The organism is Sphingomonas sp. DG1-23, assembly GCF_030730875.1.
In the GTDB taxonomy this organism is placed as follows: domain Bacteria; phylum Pseudomonadota; class Alphaproteobacteria; order Sphingomonadales; family Sphingomonadaceae; genus Sphingomonas.
In genome coordinates, this window is the sequence record NZ_JAVAMA010000017.1 from 1 (window position 1) to 20872 (window position 20872).

The window sequence follows — 20872 nt, forward strand, 5'->3', positions numbered from 1 at the left end:
TCTCGGGGCGAACCGTGCGCCTGGTTTTCGATGACCACTGCAGAACCCCGTTTGGGCCCCCGCTGCGGTGGAGTGGCATTTATGGGGGTCGTCCCCGCCCGTCAACCCACAGAATCGAAAAAAGTGACACATTGACGACAATTAATCGCAGATCGTCCCGACCGGGCTGCAGAACGCCGCCGCCATTGCCGGCCTGACACGAGTCATCCGCCGTGCCACCAGCGCGCCGCCTCGGCGATGCGCTCCCGATAATCGGGGCGCGAGTCGGCGATCAGCGGAAGACCGGTGCGCGCAACCAATGCCGCGATATCGGGTTCGCCGGCGTCGAGACGGTGGAGCTCGAGTTCCTGCCCCCAGAAATAGAGCAGGTCGCTACCGATATTGGCATGGATGCGCCGCACCTCGCTCCATCGCTCCGGGGCGAGGAGCGTCGCCCAGATATCGGCGTGGACGCAATCCACGCGTTCGCCCGGCCGCCATGTCAGCGCGTCGCCCGCGACGATGCGGATCTTGGCCCGTACGGGTGCGGACAGTTGATCGAAGATGCCGAGGCCAGCGATGAGCGCGACGACATTCGGATCGCGTTCGACCACGGTCACGCGCTCGACCGCCGGGTTCAGCGCGACATTGGCGGCGCACCAACCCATGCCGAGGCCGAGCACGACGGTGTGCCCGCGCGCCGCTGCCACGCCGATTTCCTGGCTCTCGACCTCCATCGGCACCAGCGACATCCACGCCGCGCCCGATTCGGCGAATGGTCCGATCAAGGTCACCGCACCGCGGGTGCGATAACCCTTTCCCCAATAGCCGCGCGCGGCAGTCACCGGGAGCAGCCTGATCGACCAGTCGCCACATTCGGCTTCGCGAAAGCGCGGCAGCCACAGATCTGTCTCGAAATCGCCGAGCAACGCGCGCGAATCGATGCCGTCATCGCCGATGTCCGCGCTCATTCCGCCCCCGCATTGCGTCGCTCCGGCGCAAGTGCAGCAAAAATCGGACCTGACGCATAGCCCGTGCCGCAACCCGGTTGGCGCACGGCAGTATCTATGCGGCGAGAGGAGCAGCGAGATGGACACCGCCGTACGGCATCGCCGCGTCACGATCGACGCGATCGAAATCTTCTACCGCGAGGCGGGGCCGGCGGACGCGCCGGTGGTGCTGCTGCCGCACGGCTATCCCTGCTCCTCGTACGAATTCCGCAATCTGATGCCCCGGCTGGCCGACCGCTGGCGGCTGATCGCGCCCGATTATCCCGGCGCCGGCTACAGCGCCACGCCCGCGGATTTCGACTATAGTTTCGACGGCTATGCCGCGCTGCTCGACGCGTTCGTGCGGGCCCTGGGGGTCGACCGCTTCGCGCTGTATCTGCACGATTTCGGCTCGCCGATCGGCGCACGGCTGGCGATCCGGGCGCCCGAGCGCGTGGCCGCGCTGATCATCCAGAACGGCGACATCCCCTATGAGGATGCGCTCGGCGCCAAATATGCCGAGATCGAGAAGAGCTGGGCGCTGCCGCCCGAAGAGATGCGTGCGCAGCTGGCCGAGGCGATCACCGAAGAGGCGTTCCGGGAAGAATTCCTCAACGCAGTGCGACCCGACCTCGCCGAGCGGATTCCGCCCGACCTGTGGAAGCTGCACTGGTCGCTGATCACCCCCGAGCGCAAGGAGATCGCAATCGACCTGATCGCCGGGCTCAAGGCGAATCGCGACTGGTTTCCCGAGCACCGTGCATGGCTGCGCCGGCACCGCCCGGCGACCTTGATCGTGTGGGGGCCGCAGGACGGCTATATGCCGGCCGAATCGGCGCGCGCCTATCTGCGCGACCTGCCCGATGCCGAACTCCATCTGCTCGACGGCGGCCATTGGCTGCTCGAAACCAATCTCGACGAAGTGACTGCGCTGATCCGCGACTTTCTCGGCCGCGTGCATCCACCCGGATAGCGCTCAGCGTTCCACGCCGAAGCGAACGACGACATTGGGGGCGGGAAACGCAGTGACCGCGCGCGTCGAGGCGGCGGTCCATGGCTTTGCACCAAAATCCTCGATCGCACGGTACGCACCGATCTGGCGCCAGCCGCGCAGCAAATAGGGCTGGCCCTCGGCGCCGAGCGGCGAATTGCGGTCGGCGAGGTGGAAATGCAGGTGCGGCGTATCGGCCTGACCCGTGGCGCCGAGCTGCGCGATGACCTCGCCTGCCCGCACCCGCTGGCCGGGGCGGACGCGGATGCCTTTGGCGAGATGCTCGTAGAATGCGAAGCGGCCATTGCCGATGTCGAGCGAGACATAATTGCCGGCGGCGTCGCCGATCCCCGCGGCGGGTTTCGGCTTGCCGGGGACCGGATCGGGCACGTCGTCGCGCACCGTGGCCACCAAGCCGTCGGCGACGGCGAGCACTTCCGCACCGGCACCGTTCCCGGCTGCGCCGGGTTCGGGCGGGCGCATCCAGTCGATCGCGAACCGGCCCGGAATGCGCGCCTGCCCATCGACTGCGTAGAGGACGCGGCGATGCCCGCGATCGAGCGCGGGATCGTAGACCGCGGCCCAGGGGCCGTCACGCAGCGGCGGGTCGAGCACCGGGAGCGGCCCGCGCACGCTGCGGACCGCGCCGCCCTCGACCAAATGGCGATTGCCGGCTTCGGTATAGGTGAGGCGGTGGCGCAGCAACGCTGGCGCGGCGCCGTCGATCTCGAGATAGAGTATCGCGTGCTCGCCCGGCGGCACTTCGATGCGCGGCGCATCGAGCGGACTGCGCGCGCGTTTCGCCAGTTCGTCGCTTCCCAGATCGGCGGCCAGCCCGTCATCGGCGAAGATTTCGAGCCGATCGAGCGCCAGTGGACGCCGCGCGAGGTTCCACAGATGGAGTTCGTAGACGAGGCGCTGGCGGCCCGCCACCGTCACTGCGATCGGCGCGACCGGGACGCGGAGATCGAATCCCTGCCGGACCTGCTGGCTCGCGGGCGCCGTCGTCCCCGACGCGAACAGAGCCGCGGCGGCAACGGGGATCGCGGCGTGGCGGAGCATCTCAGGACCTTTTCCGACGACTTCGACGGCGCCAGTAGAGCCGCCAAACCGATCCGAATCAATCCGGCGTCAGCGCGTCGCGATCGCTACCGGACCGAGGATGCCCGAAGGCTGGCCCGCCGGCGCCTCGACGAGCAGCACGACGATGCGCGGCCCGCCCATCGGCGCCATCTGCGCGCGTAAGGGCCCGGTGGCGGGGCTGTCCTTCACGGCGATGCGGGCGTCGTCGATCCACAATTCGGCACGGCCGGCGATCGCCTCGAACGCGATCACGCCGCCTTCCGCGGCGACGCGCTTCCACGGCGTGACCCGGGTCCGGTAGACGCGCCAGCCCGGCCGGGCTTCGGCGGGCGTGGGCTGGCCGCTGCGGACCATGTCCCAGCTGTTATTATCGCCATCGGCGGGCGCGAGCGTGGGATCCGGCCGTTCGGCCAGCGCGGGCGAGCGGCGCCAGTCGCGCAGCTGCAGCGCCGCCGGCGGAGTCGCCGGGACCTGCGGCCGCGGCGCGATATCGGCGCGGTCGATCACCAGCATCGCGCCTTTCAGCCCTTCCGCAGTGGCACGCACTTCGATCCGTCCCCGCCCGGTGCCCGCGCGGACGATCACCTGCGCCAGCCCGTTGAACAAAGAGCGCGTGCCCGGCTGCCGGACGAATTGCTCGGGCTCGTGACTGTTGGGATCGCCATTTCCGGCGCCGAGGATCGTGCCGCCCTCGATGGCGAAGACCGTCTTCAGATTGGCAGTGGGGACGTGACGGCCGCGGGCGTCGACCGCATCGATCGTGATCGGCTGCGCATCCTCGTCGTCGCCGGCCATCACCGTCCGCGCAGGGGTGAGCCGCAGCGCGACCGGCGGGCCCGCGGTCTCGTGCGCCGCAGCGGCGACCATCTTGCCGCTACGCATTGCACGCGCCTCGATCCGGCCGGGAGCATAAGGCACGGTCCATTCATTGCCCATGATCCGATCGACCTGCTGGACGCCGAGCACGCGGCCGTTCAATCGCAGCTCCACCATTTCGGCATTGCTGCTGACGAAGACCTTGATCGGCTGCCCCTCGCGGCCCGGCCAGGTCCAGTGCGGGGCGATCGCGACGACCGGACGATCGTCGATCCAGTGCGCGCTGTGGATATCGAACGCGGTCTTCGGGAAACCGCACAGATCGAGGATGCCGAAAAAGCTCGAGATCGTCGGCCAATCGTGCGGCGTGGGTTCGCCGTGATAGTCGAACCCGGTCCAGACGAAGCCGCCCGCGACGAACGGGCGCGCGACGATTTCCTTCCACGTATCCCGGTGGGTGCCGCCCCAGCTTGCCGCTTCGGTGTCGTAGGAGGTGATGACGTGGCCGGCCGAATCGGTGACGAAGGCGCCGCGGGTTTCGAAGGCGCTGGTATCCTCCGAGCTGGTGATCGGCTTGGTCGGGTTGAGCCGGTGGAACTTGTCGTAATCGGCCTGATAATAATTGAACCCCATGACATCGACCACGGTCGACACGTTCGCCGGATTGTAGAACGAGCCGTTCATCGCCGCGGTGACCGGGCGGCTGTCGTCGAGCCGGCGGACCGCCGCCGCCATCCGCCGGACCATCTCGACTCCGGCTTCGGTGCCCTGCATCGGCTCCTCGTTGAACACCGACCACAGGATCACGCTGGGATGGTTGCGATCGCGCCGCACCAGCCATTCGAGCTGGGCGAGATATTCGGGCGCCGGATTGAAGTTGCGGTTCTCGTCCATGACGAGGAAGCCCATCCGATCGCACCAGTCGAGCAATTCGGCATTGGGCGCGTTGTGCGACATGCGGATCGCGTTGCAACCCATCGCTTTGAGCCGCTCGAGCCGCCAGCCGAGCAAAGCATCGGGAACCGCGACGCCGACCCCGGCATGGTCCTGATGGAGGCAGACGCCCTTGAGCTTGACCGGCACGCCGTTGACGAACAGCCCCTTGTCCGCATCGAAACGCACGCTGCGGAAGCCGATCGCGATGCGGCGTTCGTCGACCGCGACGCCGTCGCGGAGCAGACGGGTGCGCACCGTATAGAGTGTCGGGGCCTCAACCGACCATAGCGAAGGGCTGCCGGCGTCGAGGACCAGTGCCGCCTCGGCCCGGTCTAGCGTCGGGACGGTCACCTCTGCCTGTCCGGTTGCGATCGCGCGCCCCGCGGGATCGAGCAGAGTGGCTTCGAGCGTCACGACCGCGGCGGCGCTCTCGATGCTGGCGAGGGTGGCGGTGACAGGCACTTGCCAATGGCCGTCGGCGGCCCGGCGCGGATCGCAATGTACGCCGTCGCTGACGATGGCGACGGGCGCGCGGCGAACCAGCCAGGCGTGGCGATAGAGCCCGGCGCCTTCGTACCACCAGCCTTCCTTGGCATTGGCGTCGACGCGCACGACGATCATGTTGGTCTCGTCGCCGAAGCGCGCGAACGGCGTCAGATCGACATGAACGCTGTTATAGCCCGACCAGTTGTGCGCGACGATACTGCCATTGACCCAGATCGTCGCGTTGGTGGCGATGCCGTCGAAATGGAGTTCGATGGTCTTGCCGCGATCGGCGGGATCGAGGCGGAGCATGCGGCGGTACCAGCCGATCCCGCGCGGGCGATAGCCTTGCGAGACGTTCGCCGTCTCGACGAAAGGCTGCCCCGCGGCCCAATCGTGCGGCAGCCGCACCTCGTCCCAATCGGTGTCGTCATAGGCGATCGCTGCCGCGCCGAGCGCATTGCCGGCCTTCACGCTCAGATAGGTCTGATGATGCCCCTGCGGCTCGGCGACTGGAATGTCGCCTTCGTGGAAACGCCAGCCGAGTTCGAGCAGGGTGCGCGAGGGATCCGGATCGGGAAGCCGCGCGGGCAGACGCCGCTGCGCGGGGGGCATCGGAAAGCCGTCACCGTCGCCCGGCCGCGGCGTCGCCGTCGCCACGCCCGCGGGAACGGCGAACAATGCGCCGCCTCCGAGAAGAAGTTCGCGGCGATCCATTACTGATACTCCAACACTGGAAAAGCGACGTTAGATGTCGCTGAGCTCGGCGACGAAATCATAGGCGTCGCCGCGATAGTAAGAGCGGGTGACCTCGGCAGGACGGCCGTCGCGCAGGAAAGCCCGCCGTTCGATCAGCAGCCCGGGGTGGCCGGGATCGACGCCGAGCATCTTGGCGTGCTCGCTTCCGAACGGGACCGCGCGGAGCCGCTGCAGCGCGCGGACAGGGCGATTGCCGGCCTTTTCAAGCGCGCTGTACAGCGAGTCCTGCACCATATCGACCGACGACAGGCAATAGCCGGCGATCGTCGAGAATTCGAGCGCCATCGCCTCGTCATCGGCATAGCGGATGCGCGCGAAGCGCAGCACCGGCGCGCCGGGGGAGAGCCCGAGCATCATCGCCTCTTCGGGATTCACCTTGCCGGGCGCGCGGCTGATCCAGCTGCTGCTCGCCTTGCGGCCGCGCGCCGCCATGTCTTCGGTGAACGAGGAAAGTTTGGAAAAACTCTTCTCGACCCGGCCGGTGACGAAGGTGCCGGCGCCACGGCGGCGAGTCAGCAGGCCTTCCTCGACCAGCCCGACGATCGCCTTGCGCACCGTGATCCGCGCGACTTCATATTCGACGGCGAGGTCGCGCTCCGGAGGAATCGCATCGCCCGGCGTGAGGATATCAGCGCCGATCGCATCGCGGATGAGCTGCTGGAGCTGGAGATAGAGCGGCGAGGGATTATCCTCGCGGAAACGCCCGACCTGATCCGAGAATGCCATTTGCTCTCCCCCTGCGGTGCCCCTGCAGCCGTCGCCCCGGGTTGATGACAACGCTATCGCAACGCGCCGGATCGGGCAATGGCATGGGATGGATTCATATTGGTATCTAACGCGCGTCGCAAACGGCTTGGAGCGTCGATTTGCACCGTCGTGCGGGAGGCAAATCGGCGAACGCGGCTATTGTGCCGCAGGACCTATATTGGTTACATCGCCCCGCGCCCCGCTGTCGGGCGCCAGTGGAGTGAGCGGATGCAGGTTGTTGGAGTTCGCCCGACCGATCGTCTTCGGCGGGTTGCTCGATCTCTCGCTTTTTTGCCTGCATTGCTCGCGAGCGTCTGCGCCGTTGCAGCGCCGCGCGAAACGGTGTCACTCGATGGCGCGTGGGAAGTGCGCATCGATCCGGCGGATGCCGACAAGGCGCGCGAGCATCCCCGCGAAGCCAGCTGGTTCGCGGCGCGCGTTCCCGGCAGCGTCCAGCAGGATCTGATCGCGGCGAAGCGCGTGCCCGATCCGTTCAAAGGGATCAACGAAGCACCCATCCAATGGGCGGGGTTGACCAACTGGCAGTTCCGCAAGGTGATCGACGTGACTCCGGCTATGCTGGCGCGCGACCATGTCGAGCTGGTGTTCGACGGGCTCGACACCTTTGCGACGGTGGCGCTCAACGGCAAGCAGCTGCTGACGACCGACAATGCCCATCGCCGCTGGCGGGTCGATGCAAAGGCGGCGTTGAAGCCGGGCCGCAACGAGCTGATCGTCCGCATCGCCTCGCCGATCCGAACGCTCCAGCCGATGGTGCTGGCCGAGGCCAATCCGCTGCCGGGCGAATATGATTCGGCGTTCGGCGACGAACCCAAGGGCAAGCAGACCTCGCCGTACATCCGCAAACCCAAATATCATTACAGCTGGGACTGGGGCCCGCGGCTGATCAATATCGGGCTATGGCGTCCGGTGCGGATCGAGGCGTGGGATGAAGCGCGGATCGACGGCTTCCGCGTCGACCAGGAAGCGCTCAACGATAATGAGGCGCGGCTGGTCGCGCGCTGGCGGATCGTCGCGGGCGCTCCCGCCAATGTAACGCTGCGCGCGCGGGTCACTGGCCCCGACGGCAAGCAGGTCGAGGTCAGCCGCACGGCCAGCCTCGCCGCCGGCGAGAATATGGTCAGCGCGCCGCTGACGATCGCGAGGCCGCAGCGCTGGTGGCCGGTTGGCTATGGCGCGCAGCCGCTTTACGCAGTCGAAGCCATGCTCGATGCCGACGGCGCCACCGAGGATCGCGTCACACAGCGAATCGGGCTGCGCACCACCGAATTCATCCGCAAGAACGGCAGCTTCGGCTTTCGGATCAACGGCGTGCCGATCTTCGCCAAGGGCGCGAACTTGATCCCGTTCGACAATTTCCCGTCGCGGGTCGGCGAGCCGCAAATGCGCCAGATCCTGACCAGCGCGCGCGACGCCAACATGAACATGATCCGCGTCTGGGGCGGCGGCTATTATCTCGACGACGCCTTTTACCGTATGGCGGACGAGATGGGGCTGATGATCTGGCAGGACTTCATGTTCGGCGGATCGGTAACCCCGCCCGACGCGGCGTTCCGCGAGAATGTCCGCTTCGAGGCCGAGGAACAGGTCGAACGGCTCCAGCCGCATCCCTCGCTGGTGGGCTGGGCAGGCGGCAACGAAGTGCTGTCGGGATGGGAGAATTGGTCCGATCGCAAGGCGTTCAAGAAGCGCGTCGGCGCCGACGAACAGGAGCGGATCGGCGCAGGCATGGCGGTGCTCTTCGATCGGGTGCTGCGCGAGGCAGTGGCGAAACGCGCACCCGGCACGCCCTATTGGCCCGGCTCGCCCTCGACCGATTATGAGGGTCCGACCGACACCGACAAGGACGGCGACCGGCATTTCTGGGACGTGTGGTCGGGATCGAAGCCGGTCGAGCGCTATCTGGATAGCTGCCCGCGCTTCATGTCCGAATATGGCTTCCAGGCCATGCCCGACCTGTCGACGATTCGCGGCTTTGCCGGCAAGGGGCCGCTGGCGATCGACAGCCCGGTGCTCAAGGCGCACCAGAAATTCCTCGCCGGCGAAGGCAACGCCCGGCTCCAGCACTATCTCGATCAGAGGCTGCGCAAGTCCAGGGATTTCGCCGACCTCGTCTATCTGACGCAGGTCAATCAGGCGCAGGCGATCGACATGGCGGCGCGGCACCACCGCGCCTGCCGCCCGGTGACGCTCGGCTCACTCTATTGGCAGCTCAACGATACCTGGCCGGCGATCTCGTGGGCGAGCGTGGATTATGAAGGCCAGTGGAAGCTGCTCCATTATACCGCGCGGCGCTTCTTCGCGCCGCAGGCGATCGTCGCCGAGCACAGGGACGGGGCGACGCGGGTGGCGTTGGTGTCCGACGCGACCACGCCGATCGCTGCCGAGTGGCGCATCCGTGCCTTCGACATGGCCGGCAGGCCGCTGGGCACCAAGGGCGCGGCGGTGACGCTCGAACCGCTGGGCGCGCAGGAGGCGGCGAGCGTCGCCGATGCCGAACTGTTCGCCGGTGCCGATGCGAAGGTCAGCTTTGCGGTCGCGGAACTGCTGATCGACGGGCGCAGCGTGTCGCGCACGATCGTCGAGCGCGCATTGCCGAAGGACATGGCCTATCCGGCGCCCGCGCTGACGACGCGCTGGGAAGGCAAAAGCGTGACGATCACCGCTGGCACGCTCTCCCGGGCGGTGATGCTCGATTTCGCCGCCGTGGCGGCGCAGCCGAGCGACGACGGTTTCGACTTGCTGCCCGGCGAGAGCGTGACGATCGAAATTCGCTCCGACGCTTCCGCCGCCGCGCTCAGGCGCGCCCTCACGCTTCGTACCTTGGGACCGCAACGATGATCCTCCCCTTCCTGCTCGCCGGCGCCGAGCCCGATCCCGACGCGGTGGCCAAGGCGATCGCGACGATGACCGTCGAGGAAAAGGCCGCCCAGCTCCAAAGCACTGCGCCCGCCGATAAGGAGGCCGGGATCCCGGCATATGACTGGTGGAATGAGGGGCTGCACGGGCTGGCGCGCAATGGTTACGCCACCGTCTTCCCGCAGGCGATCGGGCTCGCCGCGACATGGGACACCGCCTTGATGCGGCGTGTCGGCGACGTCGTCGCGACCGAAGCGCGCGCCAAGTTCAATGCGCGGCCGATCGGTGCCGACCGGCGAATCTATGAGGGGCTGACGATCTGGTCGCCCAACATCAACATCTTCCGCGATCCGCGCTGGGGACGGGGGCAGGAAACCTATGGCGAAGACCCGTATCTGACCGGGCATCTCGGTGTCGCGTTCATTCAGGGTCTGCAGGGTCCCGATCCCGCATACCCCAAGGTGATCGCCACCCCGAAGCATTTCGCGGTGCATAGCGGCCCCGAGGCGGGGCGCGACGGTTTCGACGTCGATCCGAGCCCGCAGGATCTCGAATGGACCTACCTTCCGGCGTTCCGGCTGGCGGTGACGGAGGGCAAGGCGCGCTCGTTGATGTGCGCGTATAATTCGATCCACGGGGTTCCGGTTTGCGCGCTGCCCTCGCTGATGATCGATCGGCTGCGCGGCGATTGGGGCTTCACCGGCTTCACCGTTTCGGATTGCGACGCGGTCGCCAACATCCATCTGTTCCACCATTATCGGCTCGACGGCGCGGGCGCGGCGGCGGCGGCGCTCAAGGGCGGCAACGACCTCAATTGCGGGTCGGCTTATGCCGCGCTGCCGCAGGCCGTGAAGCGCGGGCTGGTGACCGAGGCGGAAGTCGACACCGCGCTGACCCGCGCGCTTTCGGCGCGGCAGGCGCTCGGCACTCTGTTCGGCGCGGACAGCCCGTGGAACCGTATTTCGCCTGATTCGGTCGGCACCCCGGCCCATCGCGAGCTGGCGCTCGAAGCCGCGCGCAAGGCGATCGTATTGCTTCAGAATGAGGGCGGCCGATTGCCGCTTGCCGAGGGCAGCAGGATCGCGGTGATCGGCGCCGATGCCGACGACCTCAATGTGCTCGAAGCCAATTATCATGGCACCGCCAGGGATCCGGTGACGCCGCTGGAGGGCATCCGCCGCCAGTTCGGCACGGCGAATGTGCGATACGCCCAAGGCTCGATCCTCGCCGATGGCGCGCCGGTGGTGGTGCCGGAGACCGCCTTCGTCGCCGACGGCAGACCGGGGCTGAAGGCGGAGTATTTCGCCGGCGCCACGGTAGCCGGCCCGCCCGCGATCGTGCGGCAGGATCGCCGGATCGACTTCAACTATACCCGCGTCGCACCGGCGCCGGGGCTTGACGCCGGGGGCTTCGCGGCGCGCTGGACCGGCGAGTTCGTGCCGCCGGGACCGGGGCGCTATACGCTGGCGATCGACATTCCCGCGTGCTGGAAGGATTGCAGCAAGCACGACGCCGTGCGGCTGTGGATCGACGGCAAGCCGCTGCATCAGGGTCCGCTCGGCAAGGCGCGGGTCGAGATTCCGCTGACCAGCGACGGCCGCCGCCACGCCTTCCGGCTCGAACTCGACCATCACGGCGAGGATGAGGGGCTGCGGCTGTTATGGCTCCCGCCGGCCGAGCCTCTGCTCGATCAGGCGGTGGCGGCAGCGAAGCAATCGGACGTGGTGGTCGCGGTGCTCGGACTGTCGCCCGATCTCGAGGGCGAGGCGCTGCAGGTCACCGTGCCCGGTTTCGTCGGGGGTGATCGCACCGACATTGCGCTTCCACTGGCGCAGCAGCGACTGCTCGAGGCGCTACGCGATACCGGCAAGCTAATAGTGCTGGTGCTGACCAACGGCAGCGCGGTCGCAGTGGACCCGGCGATGGCCGACGCGATCCTAACCGCCTGGTATCCGGGCGAGGCCGGCGGCACTGCGCTCGCCGAAACCTTGGCGGGGACGAACAATCCTTCCGGACGCCTGCCGGTCACGTTCTACAAATCGGCGTCGAATCTGCCGGCTTTCGTCGATTACGGGATGAAGGAACGCACCTATCGCTTCTTCACCGGCACCCCGCTCTGGGGCTTCGGTCACGGGCTCAGCTATACCAGCTACGCCTATAGCGGGCTGGCCGCGAAAGGCGCAGGGACCGCCGCACCGGTCGAGGTCGAGGTGACCGTCCGCAACAGCGGCGCACGGGCAGGCGAGGAAGTCGTGCAGGCCTATCTGGTGCCGCCGGCGCAGAAAGGCGGATCGCTGACCAGCCCCGTGCTCCAGCGCCAGCTCGTCGGCTTCCAGCGCGTGACGCTGGCGCCGGGCAAGGCGCAAAAGCTCAGCTTCACCCTCGACCCGCGAAGCATCAGCGTCGTCGCGCGCGACGGCACGCGGCGGGTGGTGCCGGGCGCCCACCGCCTCTGGGTCGGCGGCGGCCAGCCCGGCGACGGGCCCGGCCAATGGGCCGATTTCACCCTCGTCGGCGACGCACACGAGTTGCCCAGGTGACCACGCGCCGCCAGCTTCTCTCCTCCGCCGCCGCCGGCGTGGCCGCCGCTGCGCTGCCCGTCCGCGCGCATACGCCATTCCCGCCTGCCGGGCCCAATCTGTTCATCGGCACCGGCGGGACCGGCCACACCTATCCCGGCGCGACCCTGCCGTTCGGGATGGTGCAATTGAGCCCCGATACCGGAGTCGAGCGCTGGGAGACCTGTTCGGGCTATCATCGCGGCGACACGTCGATCCTCGGCTTCTCGCACACCCATCTTTCGGGCACCGGCATCGGCGACCTGCTCGATGTCCTGGTCGTACCGGGCACCGGCGCGGTCCGGCTACAGCCCGGCGCGGCGGACCAGCCGGGCAGCGGCTATCGCCAGCGCTTCGCCGACGAGCATGCCGAGCCGGGCTATTATCGCGTCGCGCTGGAGAATGGCGTAAAGGCCGAGCTGACCGTCACCGAGCGGACCGGCTGGCATCGCTATCGCTTTCCGCGGGGCGCGGGGCATCTGCTGATCGACCTGTCGCACCTCGTCCCCGACCGCCCCGGCGCGCGTCCGCTGATCGATGAAGCGATGCTCGCGATCGAGGCGGACGGCGCGCTGACCGGTACGCGGCGGGTGTTTCGCTGGGCCAAGGGGCGACGGATTTTCTTCGCACTGCAGCTGTCGCGCCGGCCCGACCGCATCACCTTGATCGGCGACGGCGACGGCGAGCAGCCTCGCGGTGCCACGCAAGTGACGGGCAAGCGGCTCAAGGCCGTGCTCCATTATGACGATGCCGGCGCGGCGCCGGTGCTGGTGCGTTGCGGCATCTCGGCAGTCGACGCCGCGGGCGCACGCGCCAATCTCGCCGCCGAGGCGCGGCATTGGGATTTCGATCGCACCCGGCGCGAGGCGGCCGAACGCTGGAGCGCCGCGCTCGGGACGGTGCAAGTCGAAGGCGGCACTGCCGACCAGCGCACGATCCTGTCGAGCGCGCTCTACCATTCGCAATTGGCGCCCACGCTCTTCTCGGATGTCGACGGCCGCTATGCCGGGATGGACGGGAAAGTGCACCGCGTGCCGGCGGGCGGCGCGGCGTTCAGCACCTATTCGTTGTGGGACACCTATCGCGCGCTGCATCCGCTGCTGACGCTGATCGCACCCGAGCGGACCAAGCAACTGGTCGACGATCTGATCCGCCAGACCGCGCAGTCGCCGTTCGGGCCTTTGGTCTGGCCGCTGCAGGGCAAGGAGACCGGGACGATGATCGGCTGGCACGGCGTGGTGCCGCTGGCCGAGGCGCATGCCAAGGGCATCGAGGCAGATTATGCCGCGGCATGGCCCGCGATTCGCAAACGCAGCTTCGACTTTACCGCACCCGACAAGGAAAATAGCCGCGGTCGCGACCTCTACGACCGGCTCGGCTTCGTCCCCGCCGACAAGGTCAACGAGAGCGTCAGCCGCACCCAGGAATATGCCTATGACGACTGGGCGTCGGCCCGGCTCGCCGGCGTGGCCGGCGCAAAAGGCGACGCGGAACGGCTGCTGAAACGTTCGGATAATTGGCGCAACGTGATCGACGGCCGGATCGGCTTCGCCCGGCCGCGCTTCGCCGACGGCAGCTGGTGGAAGGACTATGACCCGATCCAGCTCGGCCATATGCCCGAGCCCGACTGGCGCGACTATACCGAGGCGAATGGCTGGCAGGCGACCTTCCTCAACCAGCACGACATCTATGGCCAGATCGCGCATCTGGGCGGCGACGCGAAGTTCGAGGCGAAGCTCGACGCCCTGTTCACCGCACCCTCGACCTTGCCCGCCAATGCCCCGCCGGACATTTCGGGGCTGGTCGGCCAATATGCCCATGGCAACGAGCCCGACCAGCACGCGCCCTATCTCTATGCCTATGTCGGGGCGCCGTGGAAGACGCAGGCGATGGTGCGCCGGCTCTGCGTCGAAATGTACAAGAACGATCCCGACGGGATCATCGGAAATGACGATTGCGGGCAGATGAGCGCGTGGTTCGTCTTCTCGGCGCTGGGCTTCTACCCGGTCGATCCGGTCGAGGCGGCCTATGTGTTCGGCTCGCCCTTGTTCGCGCGCGCCGAATTGCGCGTGGGTGCGGGACGCCGGCTGGTGATCGAGGCCCCAGGCAATGGTCCCGAGACGCCCTATGTTGCCGCGGTCCGGTGGAACGGCCGGCCGTGGACGCGCAGCTGGATCCCGCATGCCGAGCTGGCCAAAGGCGGCACCTTGCGTTTCACCATGGCGCGTACGCCCAATCGCGCCTTCGGCCGCGCGGCTGCCGACCGGCCGCCGTCGTTCGGCCGCACTCCCGCTTGATGAGGATTATATGACCGAGCTTTCCCGGCGCACGCTGATCGCAACCGGGCTCGCCGCGAGCGCGCTTCCTGCCGCGCCGGCGCTGGCCAGTATGGCCACCCCCAGGCCATATGGGGCGGTACCGAGCCCGCGCCAGTGGCGCTGGCACGGCCGCGAGCAATATGCCTTCGTCCATTTCTCGATCAACACCTTCACCGACAAGGAATGGGGGTATGGCGACGAGAGCCCGAAGCTGTTCGACCCGAGCGACTTCGACGCCGACCAGATCGTCGCGGCAGCCAAAGCGGGTGGGCTCGAGGGGCTGATTCTCACGGCCAAGCATCATGACGGCTTCTGCCTTTGGCCGACCCTGCTCACCGAACATTGCATCCGCAACAGCCCCTACAAGAATGGCAAGGGCGACGTGGTCCGCGAAATGGCCGACGCCTGCCGCCGCGCGAAGCTGCCGTTCGGGCTGTATCTGTCGCCATGGGACCGCAATCACGCCGAATATGGCCGCCCAGCCTATGTCGAATATTATCGTGCACAGCTGACCGAGCTCTGCACCCGCTATGGCGAATTGTTCGAGGTCTGGTTCGACGGCGCCAATGGCGGCGACGGCTATTATGGCGGCGCGCGCGAGGCGCGGAAGATCGACGCTCCGCGTTACTATGACTGGCCGTCGATCGTCGCTCTGGTGCACAAGCTGCAGCCCAATGCCTGCACCTTCGATCCGCTCGGCGCCGACATACGCTGGGTGGGCAATGAGGACGGCGTCGCCGGCGATCCGTGCTGGCCGACCATGCCGAACAAGCCTTATGACCAGAAGGACGGCAATTCCGGAGTCCGTGGTGGCGAGATCTGGTGGCCGGCGGAGACCGACGTGTCGATCCGTCCGGGCTGGTTCTACCATTCGGACGAGGATTCGAAGGTCAAGAGCCCCGAGCGGTTGATCCGGCTCTATGACGAATCGGTGGGTCGCGGCACCAACCTCAACCTCAACATACCCCCCGACCGCCGCGGGCGCATTCCCGATCAGGACGTCAGGATACTCCAGTCGTTCGGCAATGCGATCCGCGCGACCTTCGCGCGCGACCTCGCGCGGGGCGCCGTCGCGCATGCCAGCCACAGCCGAGGGGGCGCGCTCGGACCGGCGCGGGTGCTCGACGGCAATCGCGAGACCTATTGGGCGAGCCCCGAAGGCATCACCAACCCGACGCTGACGCTCGATCTCAAGCCCGGCACGCGATTCGACGTGATTCGGCTGCGCGAGTATCTGCCGCTCGGCGTGCGCGTGACGCGCTTCGCGGTGGATGCCGAGATCGACGGCAGCTGGCGCACGCTCGCCGAGCATGACTGCATCTCGGCGCAGCGGATCATCCGGCTCGACGCGCCGATCGCGCCGCGCCGGGTGCGGCTGCGCGTGCTCGACGCCCCGGTCTGCCCGGCGATCAGCGAATTCGCCTTGTTCCTCGCGGTCGCACCGGTCCCGGTGCCGGTGATCGTGTCGACCGATCCGACGGTTCTCGACGTCACCAAATGGTCGATCGTCGCGGCGAGCGCGCCGGGGGCGGAGAAGCTGCTCGACAATGATGCAGCGAGCATCTGGGTACAGCCACGCCCGACACCCGGAGCGCCGGCGCAGGTGACCATGGATCTCGGCGTGGACGCGGACCTTGCCGGGTTCAGCCTGACGCCGTCACGTCAGGTGATGACCGGCGCGGCACCGCCCAAAGGCTATGTCGCCGAAACCAGCGCCGATGGAACCAATTGGGAACCTGGTGCCGCGGGCGAATTCTCCAATATCGCCTACGCGCTGTCGACGCAGCGAATCCCGTTTGCCAAAACCCGGCGCGCGCGCTTCCTGCGATTGACCTTCAAGGAACCGGCGGTTCCGGCCGCACGCCTCGCTATTGCAGGCATTGGCGGGTTCATCTCCCGACGCTGAAACGCGCGCCGTCGCCGTTACGGAAGCACGCCGAAGAACAGCTTAAACGCATCGAACGTCCTTGCGGCGAACGCCGCCCCACGCCCGCAATGATTGTGGTTGGTATGCAACATCCAAGGGCACAATAGCACCAAAGCAGTTTTTGGTATTGAAATTATGTTTCATATATGACAATCCGGTTGCGTTGCCGATGCGTCTGAATGACGGCACCGGCCACATCCGCGGCGCCGGAGGGGGCGCCTGAGACTGGGTAGCTGGATCGTGTCGATGAAGACGTCTCGTCGCGGCGCACTCGCATTGGGACTGGGGGGAGCCGCAGCGGCTGCGACCCGGCCGGCGCAGGCGCGACCGCAGCGACGCAGCTTCCTCGTCTCGACCTGGGATTTCGGCGCCGCCGCCAACGCCGCGGCGTTTGCGCGCTGGAAAGCCACCGCCAATCTGCTCGACGCGCTCGAAGCCGGCGCGCAGGTGCCCGAGGCGGATCCGGCCAATCATTCGGTGGGTTTCGGCGGCTATCCCGACCGCGACGGCCATGTGACCCTCGATGCGATCATCATGGACGATCGCGGCAATTTGGGCGCGGTGGGCGCGCTCGAGGATATTCTTCACCCGATCTCGGTCGCGCGGCGCGTGATGGAGAAGACGCCGCACACGATGCTGGTCGGCGCCGGCGCGCGCCAATTCGCGCTCTCGCAAGGATTCGCGCCGATCAAACTGCTCACCCCCGAGGCGGAGGCGGCGTGGCGCGACTGGCTCGAGACCGCCGAATACAAGCCGATCGCCAATAGCGAGAACCAGCGCGGCTCGGCGCTCGACCACGACACGATCGGCATGCTCGCCTGCGGCCCGGACGGCGCGCTGGCGGGGGCCTGCACCACTTCGGGCATGGCCTTCAAGCTGCGCGGCCGGATCGGCGATTCGCCGCAGGCGGGCTGCGGGCTGTTCGTCGAGCGCGGCGTCGGCGCCGCAACGGCGACCGGCGTCGGCGAGGAAGTCACGCGGATCGCCGGCACGGCGCGGGTCGTCGCATCGATGCGCGCCGGGATGAGCCCGGCGGACGCCTGCCGCGAGGCAGTGCGCCACATCGCCCGGCTGCGCGACGACGCGGTCAAGGACGCACAGGTCGGCTTTCTCGCCATCGACACGCACGGCGAGGTCGGCGGCTACGCCCTCCAGCCGGGTTTCACATTTGCCGTCACCGACCCCGCAGGTCGCACGGAGATACGCGCCGCGGAGAGCCTCAAAGGCCCCCGCGGCACGCAATAGGGTTCAGGGAGTCAAAGGAAGAGCCATGAAAAAGTTGAATGCATTGTTGCTCGCATCGACCTGCGTCGCGGGGATCTATGCGATGCCCGCGATGGCGCAGAGCCAGGTCGCCGACGCGGCCCTGGCGGAAGTGCCCGAGGCCGATAGCGGCGAGGATGCCGGGATCGTCGTCACCGGCTCGCGGATCACGCGTCCCAACGCCGCCGCGGCATCGCCGATCACTTCGGTGACATCGGATTCGATCCGTGCCCAGGCCGCGGTGAATATCGAGGAAGTGCTCAACCGCATCCCGTCGATCGCGCCCGACAGCCAGCAGAACTATCAGGATTCGGACGGCCGCCAGCGCATCAAGCTGCGCAACCTCGGTTTCGAGCGGACGCTGATCCTCGTCGACGGCAAGCGCCTCGGCACGATGAATGGCCTCGACGCCAACATGATCCCGACGTCGCTGATCTCGCGCGTCGACGTGCTGACCGGGGGCGCCTCGGCCGTCTACGGCTCGGACGCGGTCGCCGGCGTCGTCAACTTCATCATGGACAATGATTTTCAGGGCCTTCAGCTCAACGCCAACTACAATTTCTACGCGCATCAGAACAAGCCGGGCCTGATCTCGCAGGTCGCCAGCCAATATGGCTTCGCGCAGCCCAGTCACGGCTTCGCCACCGATGGTGGCCGCGTCGATCTGTCGTTGACGGCGGGCAAGAAGCTGTTCGACGACCGCTTCCACATCTCCGGCTATGTCAATTACCGCAAGGCCGACCTCGTCCCCTACAGCGCGCGCGAAACCTCGGGCTGCCAGCTGGTCGAAGGCACCAAGGACGGCCCGCTCAGCTGCTCCATCTCGACCTATACCCGCACCGGCTATGTCTCGCCGCAGTCCGGCCCCAATGCGGGCAACGCCTATGTCAACAACCCCGACGGCAGCCGCACCTTCGTGCCCTATTCGTCGGCGCTCGCGGCGAATCCGTATGACGGCTATTCGTTCCAGCGCAAGAACGAGCGCTGGAATGCCGGCGGCTTCGCGTCGTTCGAGATCTCGGACGCGGCGGAAGTCTACGCCAATGCGATGTGGTTCCGCGACAAGTCGGCCAACGTCTATCCGGCGCGCGTCTACAGCTCGACCGCCTATTCGGACGGTCCGTATCAGGTGAGCTGCGCCAACCCGTTCATGTCGGCCGCGCAGGCGACGACGATCTGCGGCGCGGCGGCGGGCAGCACGACGTTCGTGCCGATCGAGTTGCGCTATCGCTTTACCGGCGTGCCCGATCTCGAGGACCGCTATCTCAACGAAGGCACCCGCATCACCGGCGGCGTCCGCGGCCAGTTCGCGCAGGGCTGGAGCTACGATGTCGGCGGCGTCTATGCTCGCAACAAGATGACGATGAGCTGGGCCCAGCCGGTCTATGATCGCGTCAACAACGCGCTCAACGTCGTCAACAACAACGGCACGATCAGCTGCGTCAACGACGTGGCGAGCGGCTGCCTGCCCTTCGATCCGTTCAGCGCGAACTCGTCGGTCAACAACAGCGCGCTGTACAATTATCTGATCCAGGGCACTTACGGCAACTCGACGACCACCAATACGCTCTACAATGCGATCGCGACCGTTCAGGGCGATCTCGGCACCTATGGCATCAAGAGCCCATGGGCAGATGAAGGCCTCGCGATCGCGATCGGCGCCGAGTATCGCGAAGACCAGTTGCGGAGCCACGCCGACGCGCTGTGGCGCGAGAATGTCAGCAACGACGCCGATCGCTACCTTTCGCAGCATGTCTGGGAGGGCAATATCGAGCTTCAGGCACCGCTCGTCCAGAACAAGCCGTTCGCCGAACTGCTGCAGGTCAACGGCGCGTTCCGCCTGTCGAAGTACAGCAGCAACCCCGACACCTTCTCGACGTGGAAGGCCGAGGCGATCTGGTCGCCGATCCCCGACATCACCTTCCGCGGCTCGATCAACCGCGCCCAGCGCGCACCGACCGTGGTCGAGGCGTTCCAGGGCTCGAACACCAGCTATGGCCGGATCACCACCGCGTATAACGACATCTGCGCGCCGAGCATCGTCAGCACCTCGATCGATCCGGTGACCGGCCAGCCGGTCAACGTCTATGGGGCGCCGGCGGCGTCGCGCGAGGCCTGCGCCGCCACCGGGCTCGCCGACAGCCTGTACGGCAGCGCCACCTTGCTGTGCCCGACGGATGTGGGCTGCACCTATCGCGCCGGCGGCTTCACCGTCGATCCGGAGACCGCCTATACCAAGACCTTCGGCGTGGTGCTCAAGCCGCGGTTCCTGCCCGGACTGGTGGTCTCGGTCGACCGTTTCCTGATCGATCTCAACCAGTCGATCGGCTATAACGACTATGCCTATTTCTCGCGCGGCTGCGCCGAGACCGGCGACGATTTCTTCTGCAGCATGTTCGTTCGCAATGCGGACGGCACGCTGTCGAGCAATCCGACCGGCAACCCGGCAACCGGCTATATCCGCCAGGGCACGACCAATTATTACAAGACCAAATCGCACGGCTGGGACTTCCAGGCGCAATATGCGCTTGGTCTCGGCAATGCCGGCCGCCTCGACTTCGACTTCTCGGGTTCGCTGACCACCCTGGCCGGCGCGCAGGACGCGTCGTTCCTGGCGGAGCGCAATTGCGCGGGCTATTTCGGCGGCGCCGGCTGCAGCCAGTTCATCCCGAAATGGACGCACAATCTGCGCGGCACCTGGACCACGGCCGACCAGTTCTTCAGCGCATCGCTGAACTGGCGTCATCTGGGCCCGCTCACCCGTACGTCGAACTCGGGCGAGGAAAGCCTCGGCGCGAGCCCGGAGACGGTGCGTTCGACCTTCTACCGGATCGACGCGTACGACTATTTCGATCTGGCGCTGAACTTCCGCATCCAGAAGGGCTTCTCGTTCCGGATCGCGGCGAACAACATCCTCGACAAGACCCCGCCGATCCTGCCGAACTCGTACGATATCGGCCTGTCGCGCGCGAACACGATCTCCGCGCGCTACGACTCGCTCGGCCGTCAGATCGCCGTGGGAACGACGATCAACTTCTGATCCCTGACCCTCGATCCCCGAGGGTCTCTCCAATGGGCCCGCCTCCTCACGGAGGCGGGCTCCTTTTTGTGTGCGGTCGGGCTGAAATAGCACGACTCCGCCC

At 67.1% G+C, this 20872-nt stretch carries 11 protein-coding genes; 7 read left to right on the forward strand and 4 right to left on the reverse strand.

All coding sequences use genetic code 11. The features are described from left to right. Positions 1-203: 203 nt before the first annotated feature. The gene (locus Q9Q95_RS20845; protein WP_306099091.1) at positions 204-950 is read right to left on the reverse strand and encodes a hypothetical protein; all 747 of its coding nucleotides are present in this window, start codon (positions 948-950) and stop codon (positions 204-206) included. Between the two features lie 118 nt (positions 951-1068). Here Q9Q95_RS20845 and Q9Q95_RS20850 point away from each other — a divergent pair, with 118 nt between their 5' ends. Continuing rightward, the gene (locus Q9Q95_RS20850) at positions 1069-1941 is read left to right on the forward strand and encodes an alpha/beta fold hydrolase (protein WP_306099092.1); all 873 of its coding nucleotides are present in this window, start codon (positions 1069-1071) and stop codon (positions 1939-1941) included. A gap of 3 nt (positions 1942-1944) precedes the next feature. On the opposite strand, the gene Q9Q95_RS20855 is transcribed toward Q9Q95_RS20850, so the two are convergent. The 3 genes from Q9Q95_RS20855 to Q9Q95_RS20865 all read right to left on the reverse strand — a co-directional run bounded on the left by Q9Q95_RS20855 (position 1945) and on the right by Q9Q95_RS20865 (position 6762). Next, positions 1945-3021, reverse strand: a complete 1077-nt coding sequence (locus Q9Q95_RS20855; RefSeq protein ID WP_306099093.1) for a M23 family metallopeptidase — start codon at positions 3019-3021, stop codon at positions 1945-1947. 69 nt (positions 3022-3090) lie between these two features. Further along, complete coding sequence (gene galA / locus Q9Q95_RS20860; RefSeq protein WP_306099094.1) at positions 3091-5994, reverse strand: beta-galactosidase GalA; 2904 nt, start codon at positions 5992-5994, stop codon at positions 3091-3093. A gap of 30 nt (positions 5995-6024) precedes the next feature. Beyond that, entirely contained in the window at positions 6025-6762 is a 738-nt protein-coding gene (locus Q9Q95_RS20865; protein WP_306099095.1) for a GntR family transcriptional regulator, read from the reverse strand. 249 nt (positions 6763-7011) lie between these two features. On the opposite strand from Q9Q95_RS20865, the gene Q9Q95_RS20870 reads away from it, so the two are divergent. From Q9Q95_RS20870 to Q9Q95_RS20895, 6 genes are all read left to right on the forward strand, one after another. Further along, positions 7012-9645 (forward strand): glycoside hydrolase family 2 protein, encoded by a 2634-nt coding sequence (locus Q9Q95_RS20870; protein ID WP_306099096.1) that lies wholly within the window; start codon positions 7012-7014, stop codon positions 9643-9645. Further along, entirely contained in the window at positions 9642-12203 is a 2562-nt protein-coding gene (locus tag Q9Q95_RS20875; protein WP_306099097.1) for a glycoside hydrolase family 3 C-terminal domain-containing protein, read from the forward strand. The genes Q9Q95_RS20870 and Q9Q95_RS20875 overlap by 4 nt, the downstream gene beginning before the upstream one ends. Then, the gene (locus tag Q9Q95_RS20880; RefSeq protein WP_306099098.1) at positions 12155-14518 is read left to right on the forward strand and encodes a GH92 family glycosyl hydrolase; all 2364 of its coding nucleotides are present in this window, start codon (positions 12155-12157) and stop codon (positions 14516-14518) included. The genes Q9Q95_RS20875 and Q9Q95_RS20880 overlap by 49 nt, the downstream gene beginning before the upstream one ends. A 10-nt stretch (positions 14519-14528) precedes the next feature. Further along, positions 14529-16445 (forward strand): alpha-L-fucosidase, encoded by a 1917-nt coding sequence (locus tag Q9Q95_RS20885; protein WP_306099099.1) that lies wholly within the window; start codon positions 14529-14531, stop codon positions 16443-16445. A gap of 267 nt (positions 16446-16712) precedes the next feature. Then, positions 16713-17711, forward strand: a complete 999-nt coding sequence (locus Q9Q95_RS20890) for a N(4)-(beta-N-acetylglucosaminyl)-L-asparaginase (RefSeq protein WP_306099100.1) — start codon at positions 16713-16715, stop codon at positions 17709-17711. A gap of 25 nt (positions 17712-17736) precedes the next feature. Beyond that, complete coding sequence (locus Q9Q95_RS20895) at positions 17737-20769, forward strand: TonB-dependent receptor domain-containing protein (RefSeq protein ID WP_306099101.1); 3033 nt, start codon at positions 17737-17739, stop codon at positions 20767-20769. The last annotated feature ends 103 nt before the right edge of the window (positions 20770-20872 follow it).